The organism is Streptomyces sp. 840.1, assembly GCF_003751445.1.
In the GTDB taxonomy this organism is placed as follows: domain Bacteria; phylum Actinomycetota; class Actinomycetes; order Streptomycetales; family Streptomycetaceae; genus Streptomyces.
In genome coordinates, this window is the sequence record NZ_RJUU01000003.1 from 409,172 (window position 1) to 423,976 (window position 14,805).

General features: G+C 72.4%; 11 protein-coding genes and 1 pseudogene. 7 read left to right on the forward strand and 5 right to left on the reverse strand.

Going from position 1 to position 14,805, the window contains the following annotated elements:
* Window positions 1–22: 22 nt before the first annotated feature.
* Genes EDD93_RS34290 through EDD93_RS34300 form a run of 3 tightly spaced genes read right to left on the reverse strand, consistent with a single transcriptional unit; the run spans window position 23 to window position 3,707 of the window.
* Window positions 23–2,164, reverse strand: coding sequence for a xanthine dehydrogenase family protein molybdopterin-binding subunit (locus EDD93_RS34290; protein WP_123530036.1), 2,142 nt, complete (start codon window positions 2,162–2,164; stop codon window positions 23–25).
* Window positions 2,161–3,153 (reverse strand): xanthine dehydrogenase family protein subunit M, encoded by a 993-nt coding sequence (locus EDD93_RS34295; protein ID WP_123530038.1) that lies wholly within the window; start codon window positions 3,151–3,153, stop codon window positions 2,161–2,163. The genes EDD93_RS34290 and EDD93_RS34295 overlap by 4 nt, the downstream gene beginning before the upstream one ends.
* Window positions 3,150–3,707, reverse strand: coding sequence for a (2Fe-2S)-binding protein (locus tag EDD93_RS34300; RefSeq protein WP_123530040.1), 558 nt, complete (start codon window positions 3,705–3,707; stop codon window positions 3,150–3,152). Before EDD93_RS34300 ends, EDD93_RS34295 begins: the two co-directional genes overlap by 4 nt.
* A gap of 251 nt (window positions 3,708–3,958) precedes the next feature.
* Here EDD93_RS34300 and EDD93_RS34305 point away from each other — a divergent pair, with 251 nt between their 5' ends.
* Together EDD93_RS34305 and EDD93_RS34310 are read left to right on the forward strand one after the other, a co-directional pair.
* On the forward strand, window positions 3,959–4,570 hold the full coding sequence (locus EDD93_RS34305) for a TetR/AcrR family transcriptional regulator (RefSeq protein WP_123530042.1): 612 nt from the start codon (window positions 3,959–3,961) through the stop codon (window positions 4,568–4,570).
* A 64-nt stretch (window positions 4,571–4,634) separates the two neighbouring features.
* Window positions 4,635–5,042, forward strand: a complete 408-nt coding sequence (locus EDD93_RS34310; protein ID WP_123530044.1) for a molybdopterin-binding protein — start codon at window positions 4,635–4,637, stop codon at window positions 5,040–5,042.
* Between the two features lie 21 nt (window positions 5,043–5,063).
* Here EDD93_RS34310 and EDD93_RS34315 read toward each other — a convergent pair whose 3' ends face one another.
* Window positions 5,064–6,584, reverse strand: coding sequence for a PucR family transcriptional regulator (locus tag EDD93_RS34315; protein WP_123530046.1), 1,521 nt, complete (start codon window positions 6,582–6,584; stop codon window positions 5,064–5,066).
* A gap of 243 nt (window positions 6,585–6,827) precedes the next feature.
* Between EDD93_RS34315 and EDD93_RS34320 the strand changes: the two genes are divergently transcribed.
* The 3 genes from EDD93_RS34320 to EDD93_RS34330 all read left to right on the forward strand — a co-directional run bounded on the left by EDD93_RS34320 (window position 6,828) and on the right by EDD93_RS34330 (window position 11,043).
* Window positions 6,828–7,652 carry a xanthine dehydrogenase family protein subunit M gene (locus EDD93_RS34320; protein WP_123531591.1) on the forward strand — a complete coding sequence of 275 codons (825 nt, stop codon included), beginning with the start codon at window positions 6,828–6,830 and terminating at the stop codon, window positions 7,650–7,652.
* The gene (locus EDD93_RS34325; protein ID WP_123530048.1) at window positions 7,649–10,405 is read left to right on the forward strand and encodes a molybdopterin-dependent oxidoreductase; all 2,757 of its coding nucleotides are present in this window, start codon (window positions 7,649–7,651) and stop codon (window positions 10,403–10,405) included. Before EDD93_RS34320 ends, EDD93_RS34325 begins: the two co-directional genes overlap by 4 nt.
* A gap of 155 nt (window positions 10,406–10,560) precedes the next feature.
* On the forward strand, window positions 10,561–11,043 hold the full coding sequence (locus EDD93_RS34330; RefSeq protein ID WP_123530050.1) for a molybdopterin-dependent oxidoreductase: 483 nt from the start codon (window positions 10,561–10,563) through the stop codon (window positions 11,041–11,043).
* A gap of 109 nt (window positions 11,044–11,152) precedes the next feature.
* Here EDD93_RS34330 and EDD93_RS34335 read toward each other — a convergent pair.
* Window positions 11,153–11,353: pseudogene (locus EDD93_RS34335) on the reverse strand (molybdopterin-binding protein); the annotation flags it as partial.
* Window positions 11,354–11,841: 488 nt separating this feature from the next.
* On the opposite strand from EDD93_RS34335, the gene modA reads away from it, so the two are divergent.
* Both modA and EDD93_RS34345 read left to right on the forward strand, forming a co-directional pair.
* Window positions 11,842–12,648: a molybdate ABC transporter substrate-binding protein gene (gene modA / locus EDD93_RS34340; protein WP_123530054.1), complete on the forward strand. Its 807-nt coding sequence runs from the start codon at window positions 11,842–11,844 to the stop codon at window positions 12,646–12,648.
* A 90-nt stretch (window positions 12,649–12,738) separates the two neighbouring features.
* Window positions 12,739–14,706, forward strand: a complete 1,968-nt coding sequence (locus tag EDD93_RS34345) for an ABC transporter permease (RefSeq protein ID WP_123530056.1) — start codon at window positions 12,739–12,741, stop codon at window positions 14,704–14,706.
* The last annotated feature ends 99 nt before the right edge of the window (window positions 14,707–14,805 follow it).

The window sequence follows — 14,805 nt, forward strand, 5'->3', positions numbered from 1 at the left end:
GCCGCCCCCGGGGTCCGCCGGGTCAGACGCGCGGGGCCTCCTGCGCCGCGCGCAGGACGCGGTCGGGCCGGATCGGCAGTTCCCGGTGGCGGACGCCGGTGGCGTGCCACACCGCGTTGGCGATCGCCGCGGCGACGCCGACGACTCCGATCTCGCCGATGCCCTTGATCCCGATGGGGTCGCCGGGCACCTGGTCGTCCACCCAGTCCGCCTCGATGACCGGCACATCGGCGTGCGAGGCGAAGTGGTAGCCGGCGAGGTCAGCCCCGACGTGGCCGCCGGAGGCCTGGTCCCTGATCGCCTCCTCGTGCAGGGCCATCGACAGCCCCCAGGTCATTCCGCCGATGAACTGGCTGCGGGCGGTCAGCGGATTGACGATGGTGCCCGCGGCGTAGATGCCGAGCAGCCTGCGCACCCGCACCTCGCCGGTGGTGACGTCCACGGCCGCCTCGGCGAACTGCGCACCGAAGGAGTGCCGTTCCAGCTGCGGGAGGGTGCCGATGACCTCGGCGGTGTTCGACCTCGCGGTGATCCCCTCCGGCGGAATACCCCCGCCCAGGGCCAGCCGCTCCCGCAGTTCGCGGGCCGCCAGCATGACCGCCCAGGCCCAGGAGCGGGTGCCCATCGAGCCGCCGGCGATCATCGCCGAGCCCAGATCGCTGTCGCCGATCCGCACCAGGACCCGGTCCGGGGACACCTCCAGGGCGTCCGCGGCGACCAGCGTCATCGCGGTCCTGGCACCCGTCCCGATGTCCGCCGCGTTGATCCGCACGGTGAAGCCGCCGTCCTGCTCCGCGGTCACGGCGGCGGTGGAGGGGCTGACCCCCGAGGGGTAGGTGGCCGCGGCTGTTCCGGTCCCGAGCAGCCAGCGGCCCTCGCGGCGCACACCGGGTCGCGGGTCGCGGTCCGCCCAGCCGAACCTGCGGGCGCCCTCCTCGAAACAGGCCACCAGGTTGCGGCTGCTGAACGGCAGCCCCGACACGGGCCCCACCGCGGTGTCGTTGCGGATGCGCAGCGCGACCGGGTCCACGCCGCACTTCTCGGCCAGTTCGTCGAGCGCCGATTCGACGGCGAAGGACCCCGGCGCCTCGCCCGGTGCGCGCATCCACGTCGGGGACGGCACGTCGAGCCGTACCAGCGTGTGCCCGGTACGGTGCGCGTCGGCGTCGTACAGGACCCGCCCCAGCACGGCGCTCGTCTCGACGAACTCGTGCACGGTCGACGTCAGGCTCTGTGCCCGGTGGTCGAACGCGCGCAGCCGGCCGTCCGCGTCGGCGCCGAGCCTGACGCGCTGCGCCGTGGGGCTGCGGAACCCCACCAGCGAGAACATCTGGCGCCGGGTCAGCACGACGCGTACGGGACGCTGGAGGACGGTCGCGCCCATCACCGCAGCCACCTGATGGGGACTCAGGCCCTTCGAGCCGAAGGCCCCTCCGATGTGCTCGGAGCGCACCCGGACGGCTGACGGGTCGAGGGAGAAGACCAGTGCGAGCTCGGCGGCCACCCAGGAGCTGCCCTGGTTGGAGTCGACGACGTCGAGCCGGCCGTCGTCCCAGCGGGCCGTCGCCGCGTGCGGCTCCATCGAGCTGTGGTGTTCCTCGGGCGTGGTGTAGTCCTCGTCCACGACGAAGGCGGCCGCTGCCAGCTCGGCCTCCAGATCGCCCTTGGACGTCTCGGCCTCGGCCATCACGCCGCTCGGCGGGACGTAGGCACCGGAGTGTCCGGCGAAGAACGCCACGTCGTGCGGCTCCTCCTCGTCGTAGCGGACGACCAGCGCCTCTGCCGCCTCCCGGGCCTGTTCGGACGTCTCGGCCACGACCATCGCCACCGGCCAGCCCACGAAGGGCACCCGGTCGTGCTGGAAGAGGCCGACGACCGGGTTGGGCCGTCCCAGCATGCCGACGTAGTCGGTGTCGACGCGCGGCGCGTTCCCGTGGTGCAGGACCGTGAGGACTCCGGGCATGGCCAGTACCTCGGCGTCCCGCACCTCGCGGATCCGGCCGCGGGCCACCGTCGAGAGCACCAGCCAGCCGTGGGCGAGGTCCGCGAAGGGGATCTCACCCGCGTAGCGGGCGGCTCCGGTGACCTTGTCGTGGCCCTCCACCCGGGTTCGGCCCGAGCCGACGGCCCCGGTGAACGCCGCGCTGTCGGTCGTCGTGGTCATCGGGCTGCCTCCTCGGCGAGTTCGCTCAGCACGGCCACCACCAGGTTGCGGATCAGTGTCACCTTGTACCCGTTCTCCGGGAGCACCTCGGCCGCTGCCAGCTCGGCGTCCGCGGCCGAGGCGAACGCCTCGGCGCTCGCCGGTCCGCCGGTCAGCGCCCGCTCGGCGGCGCGGGCCCGCCACGGCCGGGACGCGACCGCCCCGAACGCGAGGCGCACCTCGGCCACGACGCCGTCCCGGACGTCGAGCGCGGCGGCGACGGAGCCGACCGCGAAGGCGTAAGAGGCGCGTTCGCGCACCTTGCGGTACCGGGAGTGCGCGGCGACGGCGGCCGGCGGCAGAGTGACTCCGGTGACGAGGGCGCCCGGCGGCAGGGCGGTCTCGATGTGCGGGGTGCCGCCCACCGGCAGGTAGAACCGGGCGATCGGCAGTTCGCCGGGCCCGTCGGCCGTCTCGTAGGAGACGACGGCGTCGAACGCGGCGAGCGCGACGGCCATGTCCGAGGGGTGGGTGGCCACGCAGTGTTCGGACGCGCCGAGGATCGCGTGGTTGTGGTGCTCGCCCGCGACGGCCGGGCAACCGCTGCCCGGAACCCGCTTGTTGCACGGCTTGGCGAGGTCGGTGAAGTAGCCGCAGCGGGTCCGCTGGAGCAGGTTCCCGCCGACGGTGGCCATGTTGCGCAGCTGTCCGGAGGCGCCGGCCAGGAGCGCCTGCGCCAGCGCCGGGTAGTGCCGCCGCACCTCGGGGTGGGCGGCGAGGTCGCTGTTGGTGACGGTCGCACCGATGCGCAGGCCGCCCTCCGGGGTGAACTCGATCGTGTCCAGCGGCAGTTCCTGGACGTCGACGAGGAGCGCCGGGCGCTCCACACCGGCCTTCATCAGGTCCACCAGGTTGGTGCCGCCGCCGAGAAAGCGAGCCTGCGGGTCGGTGCCGAGCACCGCGATTGCCCCGGAGACGTCGAAGACGCGCTCGTAGCCGAATTCCCTCATGCGACCGGCTCCTTGACCCCGTCGGCGGAGGCCGCCGCGGCGCTCGCGACCGCTCGTACGATCGACACGTAGGCGCCGCAGCGGCAGAGGTTGCCGCTCATCCGCTCGCGGATCTCCTCGGCGGTGAGCGCGGGCACTCCCGCTTCCGGCCGGACGTCGTCGGTGACGGCGCTCGGCCAGCCCGCCGCGTGTTCCTCGATCACCGCGAGGGCGGAGCAGATCTGGCCCGGGGTGCAGTAGCCGCACTGGTAGCCGTCGAGGTCGAGGAAGGCCTGCTGGACCGGGTGCAGCCGGTCCCCGTCGGCGACGCCTTCGATGGTGGTGATCTCGCGCCCCTCGGCCGCGACCGCGAGTTGCAGGCAGGACACGGCTCTGCGTCCGTCGAGCAGCACCGTGCAGGCACCGCACTGCCCCTGGTCGCAGCCCTTCTTGGTGCCGGTCAGATCGAGACGCTCGCGCAGGGCGTCGAGCAGGGTGGTGCGATGGTCGACAGGCAGCGTGTACTTTTCGCCATTGATGTTCAGGGTGATCGCACTGGACGTCGATGGGGCCATGATCAGCCTTCTTTCGCGTTGCTGATGCGCGTCGTCGAACGAGACGTGTCCCGGCGGACGGTCCGGGAGGGGGAGAGGGCGGAGATACGGGGCCGATCGCGCAGGTGAGGACGGGACACCGGTCGGCCGAACTGGCTTGAATTGGCGCTAAGGTAAGGCTAAGCGGACAGCTGTCCGCCAGTGATCAAACCTAGTGGACAGCTGTCCGGTTATCAAGGGCGGCCACGGCCGCAGGCCCGGAAGGAGGACGTGTGCAGGACGGTAAGAGCGCCCCGCTGCGTCCGGACGCACAGCGCAATCGCGAACGCATCCTGGAAGTCGCGCTGGCCGAGCTGACACTGGCCGCGGACGCACCGGTGAGCGTGATCGCCAAGAAGGCCGGCGTCGGGCAGGGGACGTTCTACCGCAACTTCCCCAACCGGGAGGCGCTCGTCCTGGAGGTCTACCGCTACGAGATGCAGCAGGTGGCCGGCTCCGCGGCCCAGTTGCTCCTCACCCACGATCCCGACCGGGCCCTGCGCGAGTGGATGGACCGGCTCGCGCAGTTCGCCATGGCCAAGGCCGGTCTGGCCGAGGCGCTGCGCATGACGGTCAGCCGGCAGGGCGGCCTGGCCAGGCTGGGCCACGGCCCGGTGACCGGGGCGGTCACGCTCCTGCTGGACGCCAACGAGAGGGCAGGCACCATCCGTCCGGGGCTGACCGCCGAGGACTTCCTGCTCGCCATCGCCGGGCTCTGGCAGATCGACCCGCACAGCGACTGGCAGCCGCGCGCCGGCCGGCTGCTGGACCTCGTGATGGACGGGCTGCGGGCCGGTGCGTCCGGCGGGAGCCGCCCGGCGCGTGATCCGAACGCAGAGGCGTAAGGCCTTTCGTCTGGATCAGTCGCGAGCCCAGCATGATCCAACCGAGAGGCCCTAGAGTGCGCAAGTGCCCTCGTACAGCATTGGCCAGGCCGCGGAGCTGCTGGCCGTCAGTCCCGAGACCGTCCGCCGCTGGGCCGACGGCGGCCACCTCGCCATGGACCGGGGCGGCTCGGGAAACCGGGTGATCGACGGTGTGAGCCTCGCGGGTTTCGCCATGGAGCGTGCCGCCGGGCTGCATCCGGTACCCGGGGAGGTGCTGACGTCGGTCCGGAACTCCTTCGCCGGAATCGTCGTCGCGGTGACGGCCGACGACGTGGTGGCGCAGGTCGAGATCCAGTCGGGGCCGCACCGGCTGGTGTCCCTGATCAGCCGCGAGTCGGTGGACGAACTCGGCCTGGCGGTCGGGGTCATGGCCACGGCCCGGGTGAAGTCGACGAACGTGCACATCGACCGGCCGGGCACCCGGGACTGACCCCTTCCCCCGCTCTCCCGGTCAGCGGCACATCAGGGCGGCCTGCAGATCGAGCCGGTGATCGAGGCGCGACAGATCGCGGCCGGTGAGCTGCTCGATGCGCCGGACCCGGTAGTGGACGGTGTTGACGTGCAGGTGCAGGGCTTCCGCGGCGCGGGCCCAGGAGCAGTTGTGGGCGAGGAAGACTTCGAGGGTGTGCAGCATCATGCGCTGCGAGGCGCCGTCCCCGTCGATCAACGGGCCCAGGGTCCGGGCGCTGAAGACCTCGCGCACCTCCCCGGGGAGTCCCGCGAGCAGGGTGCGCAGGGTGGTGAGGTCGTCCACCGAGGTCAGCCCGGCCGCCGCGGGCCCGGTGGCGCGGGACGCCGTGAGGGCGTAGCGGGCCTGTACGAGACTTCCGTGCAGTTCCTCGGGACCGGCGGCCACCGCGCCCACCCCGCCGTGGAGCGCCCCGCCGGGGTGGCAGCCGTCCAGGACGGGCCACAGCTCGCGCAACCGGCCCTCGGTGTCTCCCGGTTCGCCCTGGACGACGGCCACGGCCACCCCTCCCGTGAGCCGGCCCACGGCGAAGGGCCGGCCGGGGTCGTGGCGCAGGGCCTCGGCCAGGGCGTCCGCCGCCGCGCCCGCGTCGTCCTCGGGGGCCGGCCGGGCGGCGATCACCCGGTAGGGCCCCGTGCCGGAGAGGCCGCAGCCGTGGAGCGCGACGCGCAGTGACGTCCCGTCGGTGTGCGGGGCCTCGACGAGCGAGACGAGCTCGTCGCCCCTACGGCGTGCCGCGTTCTCGCCGGGGGCGGCGCGGTGCCGGTGCTGGGCGAGCACGTCGGCTATCTCGTGCAGCACGCGGGGCGGCGCCCCTGCCGTGTCGGGGACGTAGAGGTACCAGACGTCGTAGGGGGACCCGTCCGACTCGATGCGCAGGGTCACCCCGGTGGGCCCGTGCAGGCGTTCCGCGCCGCGCCGCGCGGTCAGCGGCGGGGCCGACGGGGTGCGTGCGAGGGTGCGTCCGGTCGCGCTGAGGAGGTAGGCGGGCGGGGTGCCCAGGTGAGCGAAGGCCCGGTCGAGCAGCGTGTCGGGGTCCGCGCCGGCCGCGAGCAGGGCACTGAGTTCGTTGCGTACGTTCTCCGGGGTCGCGTAGTGGTGGGTCGGGCGGCGGCTGAGATCGCCCCACTGCCGCAGGTAGACCGCCTCGGTGATGGACCGGAAGCTGGTGCGCGCCGGGACGGCGACGAGGGTGACGCCGTGGGTCCGGCAGGCGTCGACCAGGATCTCGGGCACCGTGCCGTGTGTCTCCTCGCCCGCGAGCAGGGCTACGGCTCCGGCCGTCCGGAGTGCGGTGACGAACCGTTCCGCCTTCTCGGGCTCGTCGGTGGGGCGCCACCACACCAGGCCGCTGAGCACGATCTCCCCCCGCTGGAGGAAGCGGGCCGGGTCCTCCAGGTCGGTGGCGGTGACCCCGCTGATCTCCCGGACCGGCAGGGGTTCCTCGCCCCACAGCAGGGTGAGGCCGAGCGATTCGAGCTGGAGAAGGTGTTCGACGTGCATGGTGTGGCTCCTTGCGCGACTGCCGGGTCCGGGCCCCGACATCTCACATTCACGAGGCGACTGCGAGTCCCGACATCGTAAATGCCAGGTGAAGTGAGAGATACACCTCTTGGTGGATCCTCCAGGACATGACGCGGGGCCTGGTGTTTTTCCGTGTGGTGCACCAGTCGTGCGCGAGGCGGCGGCGTTGCTTCACTGAGGTTCTCGATGGCCGACGACGCAGCGGCCGGAGTGGAGAACGACATGGATCTCAACACCGTGCGGGACATGCGGGACGCCCGTTCCCACGAGCCCTGGCGGCCCGGTGACGCCTGGCTGGGCGGGGGCACCTACCTGTTCTCCGAGCCCCAGCCCCAGCTGCGGCGGCTGGTGGATCTGAGCAGGATGGGCTGGGAGCCGGTCACCCACCACCCGGACGGTTCCGTGGAGTTCGCAGCGACCTGCACCATCGCCCAGCTGTCCCGCCACGGGAAGCGCAGCCGCGTCCGGGCGGCGCCGCTGTTCGAGCAGTGCTGCCGGGCTTTCCTCGCCTCTTTCAAGATCTGGAACATGGCCACCGTCGGCGGCAACCTCTGCAACGCCCTGCCGGCCGGGCCGATGATCTCCCTCACCTCGGCCCTCGACGGGGTGTGTCTCCTCCAGGCCCAGGACGGCTCCCTGCGCCGGGTACGGGTGGCCGATTTCGTCACCGGCGCGGGGCGCAAGGACCTGGGCGAGGGCGAACTGCTGCGCTCCGTCACGCTGCCCGCCCGGACGCTGGCCGCCCGCACCGCCTTCCGGCAGGCCTCGCTCTACGGACTGGGCAGGTCGGGCGCCCTGGTCATCGGGGTGCTCGACGAGCAGGACGGTTCGCTGGCCGTGACGGTCACCGCGGCGACCGTGCGCCCCTTCCGGTTCTGGTTCCCGCTGCCACCGGACCGCAAGGGGCTGCGCGGCGCCCTGGAGGCGGCCATCGGCGACGACGACTGGTTCGACGACATCCACGGACTGCCCGCCTGGCGGCGGCACATGGCCTTCCGCCTGGCCGAGGAGGTCCGGCGCGAGCTGACCACGGAAGGTGTGCGATGAGTTTCGGTATCCATGTCAACGAGCAGCCCTTCGACACCGAGCCTCGGCCCGGACAGTGCCTGCGCACCTATCTGCGCGACCGGGGCTGGTTCGGGGTGAAGAAGGGCTGCGACGCCGGTGACTGCGGGGCCTGTACCGTCCACGTCGACGGGGAGCCGGTGCACAGCTGCATCTACCCGGCCCTGCGGGCACGCGGCCGGTCGGTGACCACCGTGGAGGGTCTGGCGACGGACGGCGAACTGCACCCCGTGCAGCAGAAGTTCCTGGACGCGCAGGGATTCCAGTGCGGGTTCTGCACCGCCGGATACCTGATGACCACCGCGGCCCTCGACGAAGACCAGCTCACCGACCTGCCCCGCGCGTTCAAGGGAAACCTGTGCCGCTGTACCGGCTATCGCGCCATCGAGGACGCGGTACGCGGTGTGAAGCACGTCGAGGCCCCGTGCGCGGGCGCTGCGGTCGGCCGCAACCTGCCCGCCCCGGCGGGCCCCCAGGTGGTGACCGGGACCGCCCGGTACACCTTCGACATCGACGTTCCCGGCCTCCTGCACATGAAGCTGCTGCGCTCCCCGCACGCGCACGCCAGGATCACCGCGATCGACACCTCGGCCGCGCTGCGCGTCCCGGGGGTGCGCCTTGTTCTCACCCACCACGACGCCCCCGAACGGCACTACTCCACCGCCCGGCACGAGCACCCCACCGAGGACCCCGACGACACCCGGGTGCTGGACGACACCGTGCGCTACATCGGCCAGCGGGTGGCCGCGGTCGTCGCCGACAGCGAGGCGGCGGCCGAGGAGGGCTGCCGGCGTGTCGAGGTGACGTACGAGGTGCTGCCGGCAGTCCTGGACCCGGAGGCGGCGATGCTGCCGGGGGCGCCGGTCGTGCACGCCAAGGACGCCGCGGAGGCCCGGATCGCCCGGCCGCTGGACAACGTCGTGGGCGAGTCGCACGGTGAGATCGGCTCGGTCGAGGAGGGTTTCGCCTCGGCCGACGTGGTGTACGAGGAAACGTTCCGTACCCAGCGGGTCCAGCACGCGAGCCTGGAGACGCACGGCGCGGTCGCCTGGTTCGAACAGCCGGAGGAGGGGCCTGAGCGCGTCGTGGTGCGCTCCAGCACGCAGACCCCCTTCCTCACCCGGCGGGCGCTCTGCGCCCTGTTCGACCTGCCGCTGGAGAAGGTGCGGGTCCTGGCGGGGCGGGTGGGCGGCGGTTTCGGCGGCAAGCAGGAGATGATCGTCGAGGACATCGTCGTTCTCGCCGCGATGCGTCTGCACCGTCCGGTGAAACTCGAGTACACCCGCGCCGAGCAGTTCTTCGGGGCGACCACCCGGCACCCGTTCACCGTACGGGTCAAGGCCGGGGCCAGTCGTGACGGGATCCTGACCGCGCTTCAGCTGCGGGTGGTGTCCAACACCGGGGCGTACGGCAACCACGGGCCGGCCGTGATGTTCCACAGCGTCGGTGAGTCGATGGCCGTCTACCGCGCCCCGCACAAGAAGGCGGACGCCTACGCCGTCTACACCCACGCCGTGCCCGCGGGCGCGTTCCGGGGCTACGGGCTCGGGCAGGTCGTCTTCGCCATGGAGTCGGTCATGGACGAGCTGGCCCGGCTGCTCTCCATGGATCCCCTGGAGTTCCGCGAACGCAACATCATCGGCCCGGGTGAGCCCATGATCAGTCCTGGCGGCGAGGAGGAGGACCTGCACATCGCCAGCTACGGTCTCGACCAGTGCCTCGGCATTGTCCGGACCGCGCGGGCCGAGCCGCCGGACGCGGCGCCCGAGGGGTGGCTCGTGGGCGAGGGCTCCGCGCTGTCCATGATCGCGACCGGGCCGCCCGGCGGGCACATCGCCGACGCCCGGATCAGCCTGCTGGCCGACGGGACCCTCGATCTGGCGGTGGGGACGGCGGAGTTCGGCAACGGCACCACCACCGTCCACCGGCAGATCGCGGCGGGCGAGCTGGGCACCACCGTCGACCGGATCGCCGTGCGCCAGTCGGACACCGACGTCGTGAAGCACGACACCGGGGCCTTCGGATCGACCGGGACCGTGGTGGCCGGGAAGGCCACCCTCCGAGCCTCCCAGGCCCTGGCGGAGACCCTCCTCACGTTCGCGGCCCAGCACCTCGGGGTGCACCGCGACGAGTGCCGCCTCCTGGAGGACGCGGTCGAGCACCGGAACACGCGGATCCTGCTGAAGGAGCTGCACGCCGCGGCGCAGTCGGCGGGCCGGGAACTCGCGGCGGACGGTCACTTCGGCGGGACGCCGCGTTCCGTCGCCTTCAACGCCCAGTGGTTCAGGCTCGCCGTCGATCCGGGCACGGGCGAGATCAGGATCCTGCGCAGCGTGCACGCGGCGGACGCGGGCAAGGTCATGAACCCGATGCAGTGCCGGGGCCAGGTGGAGGGCGGAATCGCCCAGGCCCTGGGCGCCACGCTCTTCGAGAACGTCCGGCTGGACGAGTGGGGCAAGGTCACCACCGCCGCGTTCCGCCAGTACCGGCTGCCGCAGTACTCCGACATCCCCCGCACGGAGGTCCACTTCATGGAGACCGTCGACTCGATCGGCCCGCTGGGCGCGAAGTCGATGAGTGAGAGCCCGTTCAACCCGGTCGCGCCAGCGTTCGCGAACGCCCTGCGGGACGCCACCGGGGTCCGGTTCACCGAACTGCCCCTCACCAGGGACCGGGTCTGGGTGGCTCTGGACGAACAGGCCCGCGCCCGGTCAGGCCGGCAGGGCGGCCAGTGATCCGGGAATGCGGCAGAAACACGTGGGATCTCCGGTATCGGTTCACAAACGCCAGGCTTTTGGCGGAGATTGCCTCGTACGCGCGATTTCGCGGGGCGACTGCTGGGCATACCTTCTGACAGCCGCCCTGCGGGCCGTCCGATGTGGGGATCCCCATGAGCCGACTCAGCGCGCAACCCCGTACACCCGCCCCGCCCTTCACGCCCTTCGCGCTGCGCGGGGACGTGGAGTGCCCGGCCGCGCTGACCGTGGAGGACCTGCGCAGCGGGTGGGAGCAGCACCGGGCGGACGTGGTCTTCGACTGCGCCACCAACGGCCCGCAGCACCACAGCTTCGAGGGGCCCCTGCTCCGCGAGGTGGTTCTCGACGCCCATCCGGTGTTCGACGCCCGCAGGCGCAAGGACCGGTCCCGCTACCTCGTGGCGGTCACGGGCGGGGACGGGCATCACACCGTGCTGTCATGGGCGGAGCTGGACGCGGATTTCGGCGATGTCCCGGTCCTCCTGGCCACGCGGATGGACGGCCGGGGGCTGGACGCTGCGGGAAGCCAGCTGGTGGTGCCCGCCGACCGGTGCGGTGCGCGCTACATCAGCGCCATCACGCATGTGTGGGTCGGAGCGTGGCCGGTCTCCGTATAACCGGCCTCCGCCTCACCGCCCCCGTCCGCACACCGGCTCGTCGGCGAACCGGCCCGGTCCGCGCCTCCTGCCGGTCTGTGCCGCCCGCCCGGCCGGTGGCTCAGGCCGCGGCGAGGGAGACCTCGGTGGACTTGATCAGCGTCCGGACCGGGCTCCCGTCGGTGAGTCCGAGCTCCTTCACCGCTTCGAGCGTGATCGCGGCCGTGATCTCCTGCCCGCCCACCAGGCGGGCCTCGACGGTGGCCGTCACTTCGCCCGCGGTGACGGCGGTGACGGTGCCGGCGATCTGGTTACGCATGCTCAGACTCATGGAGAGGCGCCTCGAATTCAGAGTGAAATGCCAGGTATTTCCCGGTCTGCGTTCCTCACTCCCAACATCTCCGGCACGGTCGGCAGACGGGCCGCCGCAGGCCCGAGGGCGCCGCGCGACCTTGCCCGGCAAAGGAGAGAAGACAGCTTCAGGGACCGCCCCTCACCTGGGCACATCCATGCGCCTGCCGCTTCGGAGTTTCCTCCTAACGACACCGCATCTGCTATGGAGCTTCGCATTACGCGTTGTAAATGCAAACCGAAAAGACCTATCGTGTGGCACATGCAGTCCCCCGCCGTGGGTGATGTCGCAGCCCGGGTGACCACCACCCGCCACACGTCGCCCGGCGTGCGCACCGACCGCACCTGAGCCCCACGACCCCACGATCCCCACAGCTCCACAAGCGGCGTCGCCCGTCCCCGGCGCGGCTCACCACCACCCGCTCGGGCGGCACCAGCCGGCCGCGTTCCCAAGGAGTCCCGACCCTCATGTCCCTCGCCTTCACCAGACGCCGTACCGCAGCCACGATCCTCACGGCGGCTCTCCTCGTCCCGCTGGCAGCCTGTGGCAGCGACAACGACAAGAAGGACTCGGGCGCCGACGCGACCGCCTCCTCGACCGGGGTGCCGAAGGCGGACCTGACGGTGCTGGCCGCCTCGTCCCTCACCGACGTGTTCAAGACGGCCGGCGCCGCGTACGAGAAGGAGCACCCCGGAACCAAGGTGAAGTTCTCCTTCGCCGGTTCGCAGGAGCTCGCCGCCCAGGTCAAGCAGGGGGCGCCCGCCGACGCCCTGGTCACCGCCGACACCAAGACGATGGACGGCCTCAGGTCCGACACCGGCACGCCGACCGTCATCGCGAAGAACCGTCTGGTCATCGCCACCGGCAAGGGCAACCCGGAGAAGATCGACAGCCTGAAGGACCTCTCCGACACCGAGCTCAAGGTGGTGCTCGCCGCCCCCGAGGTGCCGGTGGGCCGCTACAGCAAGCAGATCCTGGACGCCCAGAAGATCTCCGTGAAGCCGGTCTCCCAGGAGCCCAACGTCCGCGCCGTCCTCAGCAAGGTCGAGCTCGGTGAGGCGGACGCCGGTCTCGTCTACAAGACGGACGCCGCCACCGCCACGGACAAGGTCGAGGCCATCGACATCCCCGATGCCCAGAACGCCGTCGCCTCGTACCCGGCCGCGACACTGAAGACCACGAAGAGCAGCGAGGCCGCTGACGCGTTCGTCGCGTGGCTCTCCACCCCGGAGGCCCAGAAGATCCTCGCCGCCGCGGGCTTCCAGCAGCCGTAGGGTAACCACCCCGTGCGGGCGGCCGCACCCCGGTCCGGCCGCCCGCACGGCATTTCCAGCTTCAGGGACTTCCAGCTCCAGGGACTTTCGATGAGACGCCTTCGCAGCCGCACCACCGGCCCCCGCGCACCGATCGCCCTGGCGGTCCCCGCGCTGCTGGCCATCGCCTTCCTGCTGCTGCCGCTGATCGGAATCCTCGCCCGCACCTCCTGGGGCGACCTGGGCGGCCATCTCACCGGCCCCGAGACCACCCAGGCGCTGAAGCTGTCGCTGCTCGTCTCGTTCTGGGCGCTCGGCCTCTCGCTCGTACTCGGTGTGCCGCTGGCCTGGCTGCTGGCCCGTACCGAGTTCCCCGGCAAGACCTTCGTCCGTTCCCTCGTGCTCCTGCCGATGGTGCTGCCGCCCACGGTGGGCGGCGTGGCCCTGCTGCTCGCCTTCGGCCGGCGCGGTCTGCTCGGGCCGTGGCTCGAGGACTCCTTCGGCATCACGCTGCCCTTCCACACCTCCGGCGCCGTCCTGGCGGCGACGTTCGTCGCGATGCCCTTCCTGGTCATCAGCCTCGAAGGTGCGCTCGGCGGGCTGCGACCCCGTTACGAGGAGACGGCGTCCTCCCTCGGGGCCTCGCCGGTACGGGTGTTCTTCACCGTCACCCTGCCCATGGTCGCCCCCGGCCTCGCCGCCGGAGCCGCGCTCACCTGGGCGCGGGCACTGGGTGAGTTCGGCGCCACCATCACCTTCGCCGGAAACCTCCCCGGGACCACCCAGACCCTGCCGCTCCAGGTCTACCTGCTCCTCCAGGACAACCCGGAGGCCGCCACCTCGGTCTCCCTGCTCCTGCTCGCGATCGCGATGCTCGTCCTCATCGGGCTGCGCGGGCGGTGGACCGGCACCCCGAGCGCGGCGACCGCCGGGCCGCGCGCCCAGGCCGACGAGCCGGCCGCCGTCCCGGTGCCGGACGCCCGGCCGGCCGTGCCGGAACACGCCGGGACCGGAGCCGAATCCGCGGCCTCGGCCGTCCAGGACAGCTGGCCGCTGCACGCCGAGGTCACCGGCTTCAACCAGCTCACGCTCGACGCCGACGCCGGGACCACCATCGCCGTCGTCGGGCCCAACGGCGCGGGCAAGACGACCCTGCTGCGCGCCCTGCTCGGTCTCACCCCGCGCGCCCACGCAGCCCTGCGGCTCGGGGAGATGGACGTCAGCACCCTGCCCACGCACCGCCGGGGCGTCGCCTGGGTACCGCAGGACGGCGCGCTGTTCCCGCACCTCAGCGCGCTCGCGAACACCGCCTACGGGCTGCGCGCCCAGGGCGTGGCGCGCGCCGAGGCCCGCCGCAGGGCCCAGGAATGGCTGGACCGCCTCGGCGTGGGCCACCTGGCCGGCCGCAGGCCGTCCCAGGTCTCCGGCGGACAGGCCCAGCGCATCGCCCTGGCCAGGGCGCTCGCCACCCGGCCCCGGCTGCTGCTGCTCGACGAGCCCCTGGCAGCGCTCGACCAGACCACCCGGGCACATGTCCGGCACACCCTGCGCACCCACCTCGACGGCTTCGGCGGCGTCTGCCTGATGGTCACCCATGACCCGGTGGAGGCCGTGTCCCTCGCGGACCGCGTCCTCGTCCTGGAGGACGGCCGCGTGCTCCAGGACGCCCCGCCCGGCGAGGTGACCCGGCACCCCCACTCCCCCTGGGTCGCCCGCATGCTCGGCCGCAACGCCTGGCCGGGCACCGCGACCGCCGAGGGCCTCCGGCTCGTCGGCGGCGGCCTCCTGGTCGTCGCGGACCCGCTGCCGGCCGGGACCGCGGCGCTCGCGGTCATCGCCCCCGAAGCGGTCTCCGTGCACCGCGCCGAGCCGGGTGGCAGCCCGCGCAACATCTGGGCGGGCACCGTCCGGGAGATCACCACCAGCGGCAGCCGGCTGCGCGTCCTCATCACGTCGTCGCAGGCACCGGATCTCGTCGCGGAGATCACCCCCCAGGCCGCGGCCGAACTCGGCCTCGCCGACGGCGTCCCGGTGTGGACCAGCGTCAAGGCGACCGAGACGACGGTCGTGGCCCTGTAGCCGGCCGACAGTCCGAGGAGCTGGACGACTGCCTCGCCGCCTGCCCGCCGACAGCGGCCGGATCCCCTTCCTCAGGCGGCTGCCGGCCAAGATCCGCAG